The sequence below is a fragment of the Pseudomonas sp. PA1(2017) genome (assembly GCF_001945375.1).
Classification (GTDB): Bacteria; Pseudomonadota; Gammaproteobacteria; order Pseudomonadales; family Pseudomonadaceae; genus Aquipseudomonas.
Map to the genome: position 1 here is coordinate 611,903 of NZ_MSXU01000001.1, position 16,234 is coordinate 628,136.

At 65.9% G+C, this 16,234-nt stretch carries 12 protein-coding genes; 3 read left to right on the top strand and 9 right to left on the bottom strand.

What is annotated here, in order from left to right; all coding sequences use genetic code 11:
- Positions 1-24 precede the first annotated feature (24 nt).
- From xylB to BVH01_RS02825, 9 genes are all read right to left on the bottom strand, one after another.
- Complete coding sequence (xylB, locus tag BVH01_RS02785) at positions 25-1,509, bottom strand: xylulokinase (protein ID WP_075928858.1); 1,485 nt, start codon at positions 1,507-1,509, stop codon at positions 25-27.
- Positions 1,510-1,512: 3 nt separating this feature from the next.
- Positions 1,513-2,988: a mannitol dehydrogenase family protein gene (locus BVH01_RS02790; RefSeq protein WP_075928859.1), complete on the bottom strand. Its 1,476-nt coding sequence runs from the start codon at positions 2,986-2,988 to the stop codon at positions 1,513-1,515.
- Positions 2,989-3,005: 17 nt separating this feature from the next.
- Positions 3,006-4,112, bottom strand: a complete 1,107-nt coding sequence (locus BVH01_RS02795; RefSeq protein ID WP_075928860.1) for an ABC transporter ATP-binding protein — start codon at positions 4,110-4,112, stop codon at positions 3,006-3,008.
- A gap of 12 nt (positions 4,113-4,124) precedes the next feature.
- The gene (locus BVH01_RS02800; RefSeq protein ID WP_075928861.1) at positions 4,125-4,958 is read right to left on the bottom strand and encodes a carbohydrate ABC transporter permease; all 834 of its coding nucleotides are present in this window, start codon (positions 4,956-4,958) and stop codon (positions 4,125-4,127) included.
- A 9-nt stretch (positions 4,959-4,967) separates the two neighbouring features.
- Positions 4,968-5,900 (bottom strand): carbohydrate ABC transporter permease, encoded by a 933-nt coding sequence (locus tag BVH01_RS02805; RefSeq protein ID WP_013793411.1) that lies wholly within the window; start codon positions 5,898-5,900, stop codon positions 4,968-4,970.
- Between the two features lie 108 nt (positions 5,901-6,008).
- Complete coding sequence (locus BVH01_RS02810) at positions 6,009-7,319, bottom strand: sugar ABC transporter substrate-binding protein (protein ID WP_075928862.1); 1,311 nt, start codon at positions 7,317-7,319, stop codon at positions 6,009-6,011.
- Positions 7,320-7,544: 225 nt separating this feature from the next.
- Positions 7,545-8,450: an AraC family transcriptional regulator gene (locus tag BVH01_RS02815; protein ID WP_075928863.1), complete on the bottom strand. Its 906-nt coding sequence runs from the start codon at positions 8,448-8,450 to the stop codon at positions 7,545-7,547.
- A 268-nt stretch (positions 8,451-8,718) separates the two neighbouring features.
- Positions 8,719-9,441: a carbonic anhydrase gene (locus BVH01_RS02820; RefSeq protein WP_075928864.1), complete on the bottom strand. Its 723-nt coding sequence runs from the start codon at positions 9,439-9,441 to the stop codon at positions 8,719-8,721.
- A 306-nt stretch (positions 9,442-9,747) separates the two neighbouring features.
- Entirely contained in the window at positions 9,748-10,809 is a 1,062-nt protein-coding gene (locus BVH01_RS02825; RefSeq protein ID WP_075928865.1) for a PA0069 family radical SAM protein, read from the bottom strand.
- A gap of 149 nt (positions 10,810-10,958) precedes the next feature.
- Between BVH01_RS02825 and BVH01_RS02830 the strand changes: the two genes are divergently transcribed.
- Genes BVH01_RS02830 through BVH01_RS02840 form a run of 3 tightly spaced genes read left to right on the top strand, consistent with a single transcriptional unit; the run spans position 10,959 to position 16,212 of the window.
- Positions 10,959-12,068 (top strand): efflux RND transporter periplasmic adaptor subunit, encoded by a 1,110-nt coding sequence (locus BVH01_RS02830; RefSeq protein ID WP_075928866.1) that lies wholly within the window; start codon positions 10,959-10,961, stop codon positions 12,066-12,068.
- Positions 12,065-13,129: an efflux RND transporter periplasmic adaptor subunit gene (locus tag BVH01_RS02835; protein WP_075928867.1), complete on the top strand. Its 1,065-nt coding sequence runs from the start codon at positions 12,065-12,067 to the stop codon at positions 13,127-13,129. Before BVH01_RS02830 ends, BVH01_RS02835 begins: the two co-directional genes overlap by 4 nt.
- A complete protein-coding gene (locus BVH01_RS02840; protein ID WP_075928868.1) occupies positions 13,126-16,212 on the top strand; it encodes an efflux RND transporter permease subunit in 3,087 nt (1,028 codons plus the stop codon). The genes BVH01_RS02835 and BVH01_RS02840 overlap by 4 nt, the downstream gene beginning before the upstream one ends.
- The last annotated feature ends 22 nt before the right edge of the window (positions 16,213-16,234 follow it).

Below are 16,234 nucleotides of genomic sequence, written 5' to 3' on the forward strand. Positions count from 1 at the left end.
GTGGCGACAGGCCACCGGATTGGATTATTGCAGCGCGCGAACCTGTTCGCGGTAACGCTGGTAGACGCCTTCGTAGGCGCGGCTGCGCAGCTCGTCGGGCTCGGCGCTGCGAGCGTCATCGAGGCTCACGCAGCGCTCGCAAAGGCTTTGCAGGCTCGCCGCATCGCCGTGCTGATGGCTCACGCACCAGGCCGCCTGGATCGCCGCACCCAGCGCCGCCGCCTCGGTGTGCTGCGGGCAGGTCACCGGCGCGCCCATGATGTCGGCGACGATCTGCCGCCAGGTCGCGCTTTTCGCGCCGCCACCGATCAGGCGGATGCTGTCGCTGCGAATGCCGCTGGCCTTGAGCAGATCGAGGCCGTAACGCAGGCCGAAGGTGGTGCCTTCCACCACCGCGCGGCAGAGGTTGGCGCGGGTCAGGTTGTCGCTCGTGAGGCCGTGCAGGCTGGCGGTGGCCAGGGGCAGCGCCGGTACCCGCTCGCCATTGAGGAACGGCAGCATCAGCACGCCCCCGGCGCCGATGGGCGCCTCGCCGACCAAGGCGCCGAAGGTCTCCACATCCAGCCCCAGCAGGTCGCGGATCGCGCCGCTGGCGTTGGTCAGGTTCATGGTGCAGATCAGCGGCAGCCAGCCGCCGGACGACGAGCAGAAAGTCGCCACCTGCGGGTGTGGGCTGACGCGCGGCTGCTCGGCGTAGGCGTACACCGTGCCCGAGGTGCCGAGGCTCATGGTGATGACGCCAGGGGCGATGTTGCCGGTGCCGATGGCGCCCATCATGTTGTCGCCACCGCCGCTGGCGACCAGTGCCCAGGGGTTGAGGCCCAGGCGTTCGGCGATTTCCGGGCGAATCGAACCGACGCACCGGTCGGACTCGATCAGCTCCGGCAGCGCCCGCACCAGGGCGCCCTCGGGGTCGATCAGCTCCAACAGCTCGGTGTCCCAGGTGCGCGTACGCACGTTGAAATAACCGCTGCCGGAGGCATCGCCGTACTCGGCGCAGGCGCGCCCGGTCAGCCAGTAGTTGAGGTAGTCGTGGGGCAACAGGATGTGGGCGATACGGCCGAATACCTCGGGGTGATGGTCACGGGTCCACAGCAGTTTCGACACCGTGTAGCCCGGTGCGATGGCCACGCCCAGGCGTTCCAGCGAGCCGCTGTCACCACCGAGAAAATCCAGCAGGTGGGCGTTTTCGGCAGTCGATTCGGTGTCGCACCACAGCTTGGCCGGGCGCAGCACCTCACCCTTGGCATCGAGCAGCACCAGGCCGTGCTGCTGGCCGGACACGCCGATACCGAGAATCTCGCTGCCCGCCACCCCGGCCTGCTGCAGGGCCTGGGCGGTGGCCTGCTCGAAGGCCAGCAGCCAGTCGGCCGGGTCCTGCTCGCGGCGGCCATTGGCGCCGCTGATCAGCCGGTGCGCCGCACTGCCTTCGCCGAGCACCTTGCCGCTGTGGATATCCAGGATCAGCGCTTTGGTGCCCTGGGTGCCGCAATCGATGCCGAGGTACATGGCTCAGTCACCCAGCAAGGTCTGCAGGGTGCGCGTCACGCCCAGCTTGCGCAGGCTGTCGTAGCACAGCTCGAAGGCGGTGACGAAGGCCGCCGATTGTGGGATGGCGGTGCCGAAGATCACCTCGACGCCCAGCACACGCTCGCGCACCCTGTCGTCGTCGGCCACCAGCGCCTGGCAGAACTCGGCGCGCGGATCTGGGATGCGGTAGGTGGTACCGGTCTCGTCGACGCCCTTGAGATACAGCGCCCAGGCCGCGACCACCAGGGCCGCGCGCTCCAGCGGCCGGCCATCTTCGATCAGGCGGTTGATAGTCGGCACGATGAACTTGGGAAACTTCGACGAGCCGTCCGAGCAGACGCGCTCGAGCTGGTCGGCGATGGCCTGGTTGGAAAAGCGCTCGATCAGGGTGTCCTTGTAGTCGTCCAGGTCGATGCCCGGTACTGGCGCCAGCTGCGGGGTCACGTCCAGGTCCATGAAGGTGCGCACGTAACGGCGGAACAACGGGTCGTTCATGGTTTCGTGAACGTAGCGGTAGCCCTTGAGAAAGCCCAGGTAGGTCAGCGCCAGGTGGCTGCCGTTGAGCAGCTTGATCTTCATTTCCTCGTAGGGCGTGACGTCGTCGGTGAACTGCACGCCGACCTTCTCCCAGGCCGGCCGGCCATTGACGAACTTGTCTTCCAGCACCCATTGCAGGAACGGCTCGCAGACCACCGGCCAGGCGTCAGCGATGCCATGGCGCTCGGCCAGTTGGGCACGGTGAGCATCGCTGGTCATCGGCGTGATGCGGTCGACCATGGCATTGGGAAAGCTCACATGGCTGTCGATCCAGCCCGCCAGTTCATGATCGGCCAGGTGGGCGAAGGCCAGCAGCGCCTTGCGGGTCACCGCGCCGTTGTGCGGCAGGTTATCGCAGGACATCAGGGTGAACGCCGGGGTGCCGGCGGCACGGCGTTTGGCCAGGGCCGCGCAGAGGAAACCGAACACGCTGCGCGGCGCCTCCGGGTGCGCCAGGTCGTGCTGGATGTCCGGCAGGTGGGCCATGAATTCGCCGCTGCTGTCGTCGATGCAGTAGCCGCCTTCGGTGATGGTCAGCGAGACGATGCGAATCGCCGGGTCGGCCAGCTTGTCGATCAGCGCGGCGGGCGAATCCTCGGCCAGCAACATGCCGTTGATGGCACCGACCACGCGCACTTCCAGGCCCGGCTCGTCGCCCAGCACGAACATCGTGTAGAGGTGATCCTGCTCGGCCAGCGCCTGCTGCATGGTGCGGTCTTCGCGGCGCAGGCCGACGCCGCAGATGCCCCACTCGCGGGCTTCGCCGCGGTTGAGCAAGGCTTCGGTGTAGATCGCCTGGTGGGCGCGGTGGAAGCCGCCGACGCCGATATGGGCGATGCCCTGGCGCACGTCGGTCGGGTCGTAGGCTGGCACGTCGATTTCGGGGGCCAGTGCGCAGAGGTTCTTGCGATTGAGTTTCATGGGGCGATTCCTGCGCGTCAGGCGGCCTGGCCGGCCTGGATGCGTTTGTCGATGGCCAGGCCATCGGCGTTGAAGACGTGGCAGTGGGCCGGGTCGAAATCCAGCGCCAGGGCTTCGCCATAAGCCGGTGAGAAGTCGCCGCGCACCCGTACGGTGAGGTCTTCCTCGCCGACGCGCACGTGGCAGAAGGTGTCGCTGCCCAGACGTTCGCTGACGTCGGCGGTGGCCTGCAGGCGGCCCTGCCCGGCCGGCACCACGTTGAGGTGCTCGGGCCGGATGCCGAGGGTGATCTGGTCACCGGTGCGCAGGCCGGTAGCGGCCAGCGGCAGGTCCAGCGCTGCGCCGCAAGTCAGGCGCAACTGGCAGCGACTGCCGTCGACGCCTTCCACCTGGCCACGCAGGAAACCCATCTTCGGCGTGCCGAGAAAGCCGGCGACGAACAGGTTCACCGGGTGGTTGTAGAGTTCCAGCGGCGAGCCGACCTGCTCGACGCGGCCACCATTGAGCACCACCACCTTGTCGGCCAGGGTCATGGCCTCGACCTGGTCGTGGGTCACGTAGATCATCGTCGCCTTGAGCTCCTTGTGCAGGCGCGCCAGTTCCAGGCGGGTCTGCACGCGCAGGGCGGCATCGAGGTTGGACAGCGGCTCGTCGAACAGGAAGATCTTCGGGTTGCGCACGATGGCGCGGCCAATGGCCACGCGCTGGCGCTGGCCGCCGGAGAGTTGCTTGGGCTTGCGCTCGAGCAGCGCACCCAGCTCCAGAATGCGCGCGGCATTGGCGACCTTCTCCTCGACCTCCCCCTTGCCGACCCGGGCCAGATCGAGGGCGAAGGACAGGTTCTTGCGCACCGTCATGTGCGGGTACAGGGCGTAGGTCTGGAACACCATCGCCAGGTCGCGCTTGGCCGGCGCGGTGTCGGTGATATCGGTGCCATCGAGGGTGATGGTGCCGCTGGAGACTTCCTCCAGCCCGGCGATCAGCCGCAGCAGCGTGGACTTGCCACAGCCGGACGGGCCGACGAACACCACGAACTCACGGTTTTCGATATCCAGGTCGATGCCCTTGATGATCGCCGTGCCGTCGAAGCCCTTTTTCAGGTTGCGGATTTTCAAATCAGCCATGACGTAAACCTCTTATTTGACGGCGCCGAACGACAGACCACGCACCAGCTGCTTCTGGCTGATCCAGCCGAAGATCAGGATGGGCGCGCAGGCGAGGGTCGAAACGGCGGAAAGCTTGGCCCAGAACAGGCCTTCGGGGCTGGAGTAGGAGGCCACCAACGCGGTCAGCGGCGCGGCGGCGGAGCTGGTCAGGTTGAGCGACCAGAACGCCTCGTTCCAGCACAGGATCAGCGACAGCAGCATGGTCGAGGCCAGGCCGCCGCGGGCGATGGGCAGCAGCACGCGAACGATCTCCTGCCAGGTGGTGGCACCATCGAGCCGTGCCGCTTCGAGGATCTCGCCGGGAATGTCCTTGAAATAGGTGTACACCATCCACACCACGATCGGCAGGTTGATCAGGGTGTAGATGACGATCAGCGCGATACGGGAATCGAGCAGGCCGAACTGCTTGGCCAGCAGGTAGATCGGCACCAGCACGCCCACCGGCGGCAGCATCTTGGTCGACAGCATCCACAGCAGCGTGCCCTTGGTGCGTTTGGTCTCGAAGAACGCCATCGAGTAGGCCGCCGGCACCGCGATGAGCATGCATAGCAGGGTCGCGGCGAAGGAGATCAGCACCGAGTTCCAGGCATAGGCGAAGTAGTCGCTGCGCTCGTTGATGTGCAGGTAGTTCTCCAGGGTCGGGGGGAAGATGAACTGCGGCGGCGTGGCGAACGCGTCCAGCTCGGTCTTCAGGCTGGTCAGCACCATCCAGAAGATCGGGAAGAAGATCAGCGCGGCCACGGCCCAGGCTAGCGTGCCGACCAGCACGCTTTGCAGGCGACGGGATTGCTTGAGAGTCAGCATGCTCTGCTCCTACTGCCGGTCGGTCAGGTTCTTGCCGATCATGCGGATCAGCACGATGGCGGCGATGTTGGCGATGACCACGGCGATCAGCCCGCCGGCGGAGGCCATGCCCACGTCGAACTGCAGCAGCGCCTGGGTGTAGATCAGGTAGGCCAGGTTGGTCGACTCGTAACCCGGGCCGCCGCTGGTGGTGGTGTAGATCTCGGCGAACACCGAGAGCAGGAAGATGGTTTCGATCATCACCACCACGGCGATCGGCCGTGCCAGGTGCGGCAGGGTCAGGTGCCAGAAGATGGCCAACGGGCCGGCACCGTCGAGGCGCGCGGCCTCCTTCTGCTCCTGATCCAGCGACTGCATGGCGGTCATCAGGATGAGGATGGCGAACGGCAACCACTGCCACGACACGATGAGAATGATCGAGAACAGCGGGTGGTGCGCCAGCCAGTCCACCGGCTGGGCGCCGAAGAACTGCCATACGGCGGCGAGAATCCCCGATACCGGATGGAAGATCAGGTTCTTCCACAGCAGCGCGCTGACCGTCGGCATGATGAAGAACGGCGAGATCAGCAGCACCCGCACGATGCCGCGACCAAAGAACTCGCTGGCTTCCAACAGCGCGGAGATCAACACGCCGAACACCACGCTGATCAACAGCACGCTGCCGACCAGCAGCAGGGTGTTGCCGGCGCCGGACAGGAAGGCGGCATCGGTGACGAAGTATTCGAAGTTTTCCAGGCCGACGAAATCGTTCTCGCCGGGGTACAGCAGGTTGTAGCGGATCAGCGAGAAGTAGATGGTCATGCCCAGGGGCACGATCATCCAGATCAGCAGCAGAACCACCGAAGGGCTGACCAGGAACCAGCCGGGCGCCAGGCGCTTGCGCCGCGTAGCGACGGCTTCGCCTGCCGCTGGCGAGCGGGAGTCGAGGGTTGTGTTATCCATGGGGGCTCCGCAATGAGCGGTTGGGTATGACGGATCGGGCCGAGTGACCCAGGCGTTGTCTGATCACCCGCGGTGGGCCGCTGCACGGCGGCCCACCACCGGGCGTGCTTACTTCGGATACCCGGCGCGCTTCATTTCCCGTTCGGTGCTCTGCTGCGCGGCCTGCAGCGCCTGCTCGGGCTGCATCTGCCCGGTCAGGGCGGCGGCGAACAGCTTGCCGACGGCGGTGCCGATGGCCTGGAACTCGGGAATGGTCACCAGCTGGATGCCCACGTACGGCACCGGCTTGGCGCTCGGGTCGGCCGGGTTGGCCTTCTTCAGCGAATCGAGGGTCACCTTGGCGAACGGCGCAGCCTTCATGTAGGCATCGCTGTAGGTCGAGGCGCGGGTGCCTGGCGGCACGTTGGCGACGCCATCCTTCTCGGCGACCAGCTCGGCGTAGGCCTTGGACGTGGCCCAGGCGCTGAAGGTCTTGGCGGCATCCTTGGACTTGGAGCTGGTGGGGATCGCCAGCGCCCAGGAGTACAGCCAGGAGGCGCCCTTGTCGGTGACCTGGGTCGGCGCGAAGGTGAAGCCCACCGAGTCGGCGACCTTGCTCTGCGACTCGTCGGTAACGAACGAGCCGGCCACGCTGGCATCGACCCACATGGCGCACTTGCCGCTGTTGAACAGCGCCAGATTCTCGTTGAAGCCGTTGCTCGAGGCGCCCGGCGGGCCGTATTTCTTCATGGTGTCGACGTAGAAGTTCAGCGCGTTCTTCCACTCGCTACCGGTGAATTCCGGCTTCCACTGTTCATCGAACCAACGCGCGCCGTAGGCGTTGGCCACGGTGGTGATCAGCGCCATGTTCTCGCCCCAGCCGGCCTTGCCGCGCAGGCAGATGCCGTACTGGCCCTTGTCCGGCTGGTGAAGCTTGCCGGCGAACTCCGCCATCTGCTCCCAGGTCGGCTGCTCGGGCATCTTCAACCCGGCCTGCTCGAACAGGTCGGTGCGGTAATAGGTGATCGAGGCTTCGGCGTAGAACGGCAGTGCGTAGAGCTGGCCGTTGGCCGACAGGCCTTCGCGCACGGAGGGGAATACATCGTCGAGGGCGTAATCGGCAGGCAGGTCCTTCATCGGCTCCAGCCAGCCCTTCTCGCCCCACAGCGCCGCTTCGTACATGCCGATGGTCAGCACGTCGAACTGGCCACCCTGGGTGGCGATGTCGGTGGTCAGGCGCTGGCGCAGCACGTTCTCTTCGAGCACCACCCACTTGAGCTTGATGTCCGGGTGCTGTTCTTCGAAGGTCTTGGCCAGGCGCTGCATGCGAATCATGTCGCTGTTGTTGACCGTGGCGATGGTCACGGTCTCGGCAGCCTGGGCGCCGACGGTCAGGGAAAGGCATGAAGCGGCTACGAATACTTTGAGCGTATGGTTCATGGTCTTGAACTCCTCTCCCTGGCCCGGTGAGCCTCGGGAGACGTTATTGTTTTTGTGGGCCGACCCGGATTACACCCCTAGCGCCGAACCCGAACAACGCCTCGACTGCACTGCAACCGATACTTTTTTGCACTGAACGGCAAAACCAAGGCAGCCAGGAAATAGCCATCCAACACGTCAAGCACGACGCTTTCGGCTATTTCCCGTCAGATTGGGGCGACGGAATCAGTACAGGTTTTGCGCCGTGATTCGCTGGGTAACCAGCCGTCGGTAGCCGCTGGGCGTCATGCCCTTGAGCTGCTGGAAGCGCCGGTTGAAGTTGGAAATGTTGTTGAAGCCGGACTCGAAACACACCTCGGTCACCGGCTTGTCGCTCTGGGTCAGCAGCTCGCAGGATTTGCTCACCCGCATGCGATTGACGAACTCGACGAAGCCGCGCCCGGTGGCCTGCTTGAAGAAGCGCGAAAAGTAGGTGGGCGTCATCCCGAGGTACTCGGCCACTTCCTCCTGGCTCAGTTCCTGGGCATAGCGCTGGAAGATGTAGTCGACGGCGCGGTTGATGCGGTCGACGTGGTGCTCGTCGGCCAGCTGCGCAGCGGTGCGGTCCGAGAGCAGTTGGTACGCCTCGCAGCCGGCCAGCAATTCCATGAGGATGAAGAAGTGCCCCAGGCGCGTCATGCCCTGGGAATTGGCGATGCGCTGCAGCAACTGGCGTGCCTCGCCGATGGTGTGCGGGCAACGGAACTCGATGCCGTACTGGGCGCGGGCCAACAGCGGCTGCAGGTCCTTGAGCTCGGCGAACACCGCGGTGCCGCTTTCCAGCACCTCGTCGGTGAAGTTGACCAGCATGTCGCGCTCGGCCACCGCTTCGCCCGGCGCCATCTGGCTGATCCAGTTGTGCGGCAGGTTGGGGCCGGTGAGAAACAGGGTATCGGGAGAGAAATTGCCGATGTAGTCGCCGATGAACACCTTGCCGGCGCTGGCGACGATCAGGTGCAGCTCGTATTCCTTGTGGAAATGCCAGCGCACCAGCGGGCTGGGAAAGCCGTGCTGGCGATAGATCAGCGAATGACCTTCGTGGTCATCCATCAGCTCATAAGAGGGGTCGAGCGTTCTCTGCGATCGGGACATGGCGGGCCGGCATCGTCTTGTTCTTGTCGGTGATTGCCGGTTGGACGCGCCTCATGCGCGGGCCAACCGACCGACTAAAGACCCTAGCACAGTCCAGCGGGTTCGCTGGTTCGACTCAGAACGGGAAATGGGTCACAGCTTGAGGCGATGACGCATGCAAGCCCGTTAAAAGTCCAAGCGGCGGATCACCTGCTTTTGTGGGAGCGTGCGGGGACGCCTAGTCCATGCCCGCTCCCACAATTCGTAGGGTGGGACGCCGTAGGGTCGATCAACCCTGTGGATAACGCGGGCGCGGCGTCGCCATCGGCAGTGGGCCGTCGCCGATTTGGCGGAACTCACCGGTTTCGGCATCGTAGGCCTTGATCTCGCTGCTTTCGATGTCGTACACCCAACCATGGATGAACAGCTGGCCGGCTGCCAGGCGCGAGGCCACCGACGGATGGGTGCGCAGGTGGTCGAGCTGGGCCACCACGTTTTCCTCGGTGAGCACGCCCAGCGTGGTGTGATCGGCGCAGCCGCAGTTGTCGGCGACCACCGTCTTGGCCACTTCGGCATGGCGCAGCCAGGCCTTGACCGTCGGCATGCGCTCCAGGGTTTCCGGGTCGAGCACGGCCTTCATCGCGCCGCAGTCGGAGTGGCCGCAGACGATGATGTGCTGCACGCCCAGGGCGGCGACCGCGTACTCGATAGCGGTGGACACGCCGCCGTTCATCTGGCCGTACGGCGGCACCACGTTGCCGACGTTGCGGGTCACGAACAGGTCGCCCGGCTCGCTCTGGGTGATCAGCTCGGGCACGATGCGCGAGTCGGCGCAGGTGATGAACATGGCACGTGGCGACTGGGCATGGGCCAGCTTCTTGAACAGCGCCTGCTGCTGCGGGAACACATCCTGACGAAAGCGCAGAAAACCTTCGACCAGATGATCAAGCGCCTCGGCGGCCGAAGCGGCGTTCTTGGGGGTGCTCTCGGCAGGACGACGATTACCAGGCATTAGCGTTACCTCGCGTACGGATGGGAGACGAAGCGTGCGACAGCGCACAGCTTTCCAGCCGGCAGGACTGCCGACGAGATCGAAGGATTTGACTGTGGCAGAACCACTCAAGACACGTCGGCGTGAAAAATCTCCACCCGCCCGTCAATGTCGACCATATTTTCGCCGTGTCGTGCACCGCGCTAACGATCCATGACACGACCAGTATCCAACCTGGGTATCGCTACGCTCAACGCCAGGCTCCAGAGCTGCGGACATCGCCAGTGCGTGGCAGGGTCGAGCGCAGGCTAGCGCCTCAAGCAGCCCTCAGAACAACCCCATCTGCTGCCCCGGCGGCGCGAACTGCGAGCAGTCCAGCACGGCGCGCTTGCTGCCGTCGTAACCGTAGCGGCGGCGCGCCAGGCGAAAGCGCTGCGCCAACAATTCGGCGAAGTGCCCCTCACCCTTCATTCGCGCGCCGAAACGGCTGTCGTAGTTCTGCCCGCCGCGAGACTGGCGGATCAGGCTCATCACGTGTTCGGCGCGGTCGGGGAAATGGGTCTTTAGCCACTCCTCGAACAGATCGGCGATCTCCAGCGGCAGGCGCAGCAGCACGTACCCGGCAGAACTGGCACCCGCTTCGCGGCCCGCTTCGAGCAGGCGCTCGAGCTCCATGTCGTTGATCATCGGGATCATCGGCGCGGCCATCAGGCCGACCGGCACACCGTGCTCGTGCAGGGTCTTCATCGCCCGCAAACGCGCCTTGGGTGCTGCGGTGCGCGGCTCCATGATGCGCTTGAGCTCGTCGTCCAGGGTGGTGACGCTGAACGCCACGCTGACCAGATTGCGGCTGGCCAGCTCTTCGAGCAGATCCAGGTCGCGCAGAATCAGCGCGCTCTTGGTGATGATGCTCACCGGGTGGCGATAGCGCAGCAGGATCTCCAGAGCCTGGCGGGTCAGCTGGTGTTCGCGCTCGATGGGCTGGTAGCCGTCGGTGTTGATGCCCAGGGCGATGGGCGCCGGCACGTAGCCCGGCTTGCTCAACTGCTCTTCGAGGCGATCGGCCAGGTTGGTCTTGGCGATCAGCTTGGTCTCGAAATCGATGCCCGGCGACAGGTCCCAATAGGCATGGCTGGGCCGGGCGAAACAGTAGATGCAGCCGTGCTCGCAGCCGCGGTAGGGATTCACAGAGCGGTCGAAGCCCACGTCCGGCGAGCTGTTGCGGCTGATCACCGTTTTCGCCCGTTCGTGGCGCACCTCGGTGACGAAGGTCAGCGGCGTCTGTTCCTGATACCAGCCGTCGTCCTCGGCCTCACTGGTGGTGGGCGCGAAACGATTGTGCGGCTTGCTGGCGGTGCCGCGCCCGCGCGGCGCTGAAGTCGGGTTCATGGCTCGAGCTCGATAACTGTATATAAATACAGTATTTGGATTGCGTCCCCAGCACAAGCCACGCTCGTCGCACGAGTAGCCTGAACCGTTCGTCGCCTGGTGCGGTCGCATCTGCACACACCCTCGCGTCCTGCCGTGCCGGAGTCTCCATGCCGCCCGTATCGACCTCTGCGTTGCCTCGCCTCGTCGCGGCCTTGCTGGCTTTCGCGCTGCTGGCCGGCTGCGCCGAGGAGACGCCGCCCGCGCCCAAGCATCCGCGCGTGAAAGTGGCCACCGTCAGCCAGGTCGACTACGCCGCGGACGCCACCATTACCGGTGATATCCAGGCGCGCATTCAAACCGATCTGTCGTTCCGCGTAGGCGGCAAGATCACCGAGCGCCTGGTGGACGTCGGCGATGCCGTGAAGGCGGGCCAGGTCCTGGCCCGCCTCGACCCGCAGGACCAACGCAACGCCGTGCGCTCCGCCGAAGCGGCCGCCGAAGCCGCCCGTGCCCAGGTCAAGCTCAGCGCCGCCAACCTCTGGCGCCAGCAGCAACTGCTGCCCAAGGGCTACACCAGCCGCAGCGAATACGACAGCGCCGTGGCCAGCGACCGCAGCGCGCGCAACAGCCTGGCCGCCGCCGAAGCACAACTTGCCGACGCCCGCGAACAGGCCGGGTACACCGAGCTGCGCGCCGAGAGCGACGGGGTGATCACCGCCCGGCAGGCCGAGGTCGGCCAGGTGGTGCAGGCGGCCACGCCGATCTTCGGCCTGGCCCGCGAGGGCGAGCGCGATGCGGTGTTCAACGTCTTCGAAGCGCTGCTGGTCGAACCCGGCCAGCCGTTGCACGTGAGCCTGCTCGACAACCCCGAGGTGGGCGCCAGCGGCACGGTGCGCGAGGTCAACCCGCAGGTGTCGGCGCAGAGCGGGACGGTGCAGGTCAAGGTCGGCCTGGAGCAGGTGCCGGCAGCGATGACCCTGGGCTCCACCGTCAGCGCCCATGTCAGCAATCCGGCGGTACGCAGCGTCGAGCTGCCCTGGTCGGCACTCACCAAGGCCGAGCGCGAACCGGCGGTGTGGCGCCTGGGCGACGGCGATGTGGTGCAGCTGCATCCGGTGCAGGTCGGTCGTTACCTGACCGACAAGGTGATCATCCGCGCCGGCCTGCAGGACGGTGACCGCGTGGTGGTGGCCGGCGGGCAACTGTTGCACCCCGGCCAGAAGGTGGAAGTCGCCGAGGCCCACGAGCAGAATCCACAGCAGGAGCAGCAGCCATGAAGCGCGCGATGGCTTTCACGCTGGTTGCCGCGCTGCTGGCAGGCTGCGCCGAAGACGAGAAACCCGAGCCGATCCGCCCGGTGCTGTACAGCGAAGTGCAGCAGCAGGATCAGCAGGTGCTCGGCCGCTTTGCCGGTACCATCGAGGCGCGGGTGCAGAGCACCTTGGGCTTTCGCGTCGGCGGTCGGGTTTCTCACCGCCTGGTGGACGCCGGCGCCGAGGTGCAGGCCGGCACGCCCCTGGCCACCCTCGATCCCACCGATCAGCAGAACGCCCTGCGCGCCAGCGAGGGTGATCAGGCGCGCAGCGAAGCGCAGTGGATCAATGCCCAGGCCAACGCGCGCCGCCAGCAGGAACTGTTCGACCGTGGCGTCGGTGCCAAGGCCACCCTGGAGCAGGCGCAAACCGAACTGAGCAACGCCCGCAGCAACCGCGACCAGGCGGCGGCTGCCACCCGCCAGGCCCGCGACCGCCTGAACTACGGCACCCTGAAGAGCGACTTCGCTGCGGTGGTTACCGCCTGGCACGTGGAGGCCGGCCAGGTGGTCGGCGCCGGTCAGGAAGTGGTCACCCTGGCCCGCCCGGACGTGCGTGAGGCGGTGTTCGACCTACCCGTGGAACTGGCCGACGGCTTGGACGATCAGGTGCAATTCAATGTCGCCTCCCAGCTCGACCCGAGCATCGCCACCCGCGGCCAGTTGCGTGAGCTGGAGCCCCGCGCCGATGCCGCCACCCGCACCCGTCGCGCTCGGCTGACCCTGGAAGAAACCCCGCCCGGCCTGCGCCTGGGCACCGCCGTGGCCATCAGCCTGACCCGTGCGCAGACCCCGCGCAGCCTGCTGCCGGCCGCCGCCGTGCAGGAGGTCGACGGCCAGAGCCGCGTCTGGGTGATCGACACCCAGGCCAAGACCGTGCACCCGCGCAACGTGCGGGTGGTCGGCCGCGAAGGCGAACAGATCAGCGTCGAGGGCCTTGCGGCCGGCGACAAGGTAGTCAGCGCCGGCCTGAGCGAGCTCAGGGACGGCCAGCAGATCCGCATCGATGAGGGCGTCGCACCATGACCCAGCAGGCGCCGCGCAAGGACGGCTTCAACCTCTCGGACTGGGCGCTGCGCCACCAGTCGTTCGTCTGGTACCTAATGTTCGTGTCGCTGCTGATGGGCGTGATCTCCTACATGAACCTGGGCCGCGAGGAAGACCCGGCGTTCACCATCAAGACCATGGTCATCCAGACCCGCTGGCCGGGCGCCACGGTCGACGAAACCCTCAACCAGGTCACCGACCGCATCGAGAAGAAGCTCGAGGAGCTGGACTCGCTGGATTACGTGAAGAGCTATACGCGGCCGGGCGAATCGACCGTCATGGTGTTCCTGCGCGACACCACCAAGGCCGGCGACATCGACGGCATCTGGTACCAGGTGCGCAAGAAGATCGACGACATCCGCGGCGAGTTTCCCCAGGGCCTGCAGGGCCCGTCGTTCAACGACGAATTCGGCGACGTGTTCGGCTCCATCTACGCCTTCACCGGCGATGGCCTGAGCATGCGCCAGCTGCGCGACTACGTGGAAAAGGTCCGCGCCGAGATCCGCAGCGTGCCGGACCTGGGCAAGGTGCAGATGGTCGGTCAGCAGAACGAGGTGTTCTACCTCAACTTCTCGACCCGCAAGCTGGCCGCCCTGGGCATCGACCAGAGCCAGGTGATCCAGAGCCTGCAGGCGCAGAACGCGGTGACGCCCTCGGGAGTGATCGAGGCCGGGCCGGAGCGGATTTCCGTGCGCACCAGCGGCCAGTTCGCCTCCGAAGCCGACCTGCGCAACGTCAACCTGCGTATGGATGACCGCTTCTATCGGTTGACCGATATCGCCGAGATCACCCGCGACTACGTCGACCCGCCCCAGGCGCTGTTCCGCTACAACGGCAAGCCGGCCATCGGCCTGGCCATCGCCATGCGCGACGGCGGCAATATCCAGACCTTCGGCAAGGCCCTGCACACGAAAATGGATGAGCTGACCGCCGACCTGCCGGTGGGCGTTGGCGTGCATGTGGTGTCCGACCAGGCCGAAGTGGTGGAGGAAGCCGTAAGCGGTTTTACCCGCGCCCTGTTCGAAGCGGTACTGATCGTCATGCTGGTGAGCTTCGTCAGCCTCGGCATCCGCGCCGGCCTGGTGGTCGCCTGCTCGATTCCGCTGGTGCTGGCCATGGTGTTCATGTTCATGGAATACAGCGGCATCACCATGCAGCGCATCTCCCTGGGCGCGCTGATCATCGCCCTTGGGCTGATGGTCGACGATGCGATGATCACCGTGGAAGTGATGGTCACCCGCCTGGAAAAGGGCGACTCACTGCACGACGCCGGCACCTTCGCCTACACCTCGACGGCCTTCCCGATGCTCACCGGCACCCTGGTGACGGTGGCCGGCTTCGTGCCCATCGGCCTCAACGCCAGCTCGGCGGGCGAGTACACCTTCACCCTGTTCGCGGTGATCGCCGTGGCGCTGTCGCTGTCCTGGCTGGTGGCCGTGGTGTTCGCCCCGGTGATCGCCGTGCACATCCTGCCCAAGCGCATGAAGGCCAAGGAAAGCGGCCCCGGTCGTATCGCCCGCGCGTTCGACAAGGGCCTGCTGCTGGCCATGCGGCACCGCTGGTGGACCATCGGCCTGACCATCGCCCTGTTCGCCGCCTCCCTGGCCGGCATGACGATGGTGCAGAGCCAGTTCTTTCCTGCCTCGGATCGCCCGGAGATTCTCGTCGACCTCAACCTGCCGCAGAACGCCTCGATCAACGAGACCCGCGCCCAGGTCGACCGCCTCGAAGCCACCCTGCAGGGCGACGAGGACATCGCCCGCTGGAGCACCTACATCGGCCAGGGTGCACTGCGTTTCTACCTGCCGCTGGACCAGCAACTGCAGAACCCGTTCTACGCCCAGCTGGTGATCGTCGCCCAGGACATCGATGCCCGTGATCGCCTGGTAGCCAAGCTCAACAAACGCCTGCGCGAGGACTTCGTCGGCATCGGCACCTTCGTGCAGCCTCTGGAAATGGGCCCGCCGGTGGGCCGGCCGATCCAGTACCGGATCAGCGGCGCGGACGTCGATCAGGTGCGCAAGCACGCCCTGGAGCTGGCCACTCTGCTGGACGAGAACCCGGACATCGGCGAGATGGTTTACGACTGGAACGAGCCCGGCAAGGTGCTGCGCATCGACGTAGCCCAGGACAAGGCGCGACAGTTCGGGCTGTCCTCCGAAGACGTCGCCAATCTGCTCAACGGCATCGTCAGCGGCACCACGGTCACCCAGGTGAAAGACGACATCTACCTGATCGACGTGATCGGCCGCGCCGAAGACAGCGAACGCAGCTCGCCGCAAACCCTGGAAAACCTGCAGATCGTCAACCCCAACGGCGTGGCCATTCCGCTGCGTGCCTTCGCCACCGTCGGCTACGAGCTGGAGCAACCGCTGGTCTGGCGCCGCGACCGCAAGCCGACCATCACCCTCAAGGCCGCGGTGGTCAGCGATATCCAGCCCACCGACCTGGTGGCGAACCTGGCGCCGGACATCCAGAAATTCTCAGATGGGCTGCCCAACGGCTACAGCGTCGCCACCGGCGGCACCGTGGAAGAAAGCGGCAAGGCCCAAGGCCCGATCGCCAGCGTACTGCCGCTGATGCTGTTTTTGATGGCCACCTTCCTGATGATCCAGCTGCACAGCGTGGCCAAGACCTTCCTGGTATTCAGCGTGGCGCCGCTGGGCCTGATCGGCGTGGTACTGGCTCTGGTGCCGACCGGCACGCCGCTGGGCTTCGTGGCGATTCTCGGGGTGCTGGCGCTGATCGGCATCATCATCCGCAACTCGGTGATCCTGGTCACCCAGATCGACGAATTCGAGCGGGCCGGCGACTCGCCCTGGCAGGCGGTGATCGACGCTACCCACCACCGCCGCCGGCCGATCCTGCTGACCGCCGCCGCCGCCAGCCTGGGCATGATCCCCATCGCCCGCGAGGTGTTCTGGGGGCCGATGGCCTACGCCATGATCGGCGGCATCTTCAGCGCCACTCTGCTGACCCTGCTATTCCTGCCGGCGCTGTATGTGGCCTGGTATCGGATCGAGGAGCCAAGCGACGAGCAGCGCGAGGATGCACAGGTGTAAGTTTTAACCGGCGCGCCGCTAG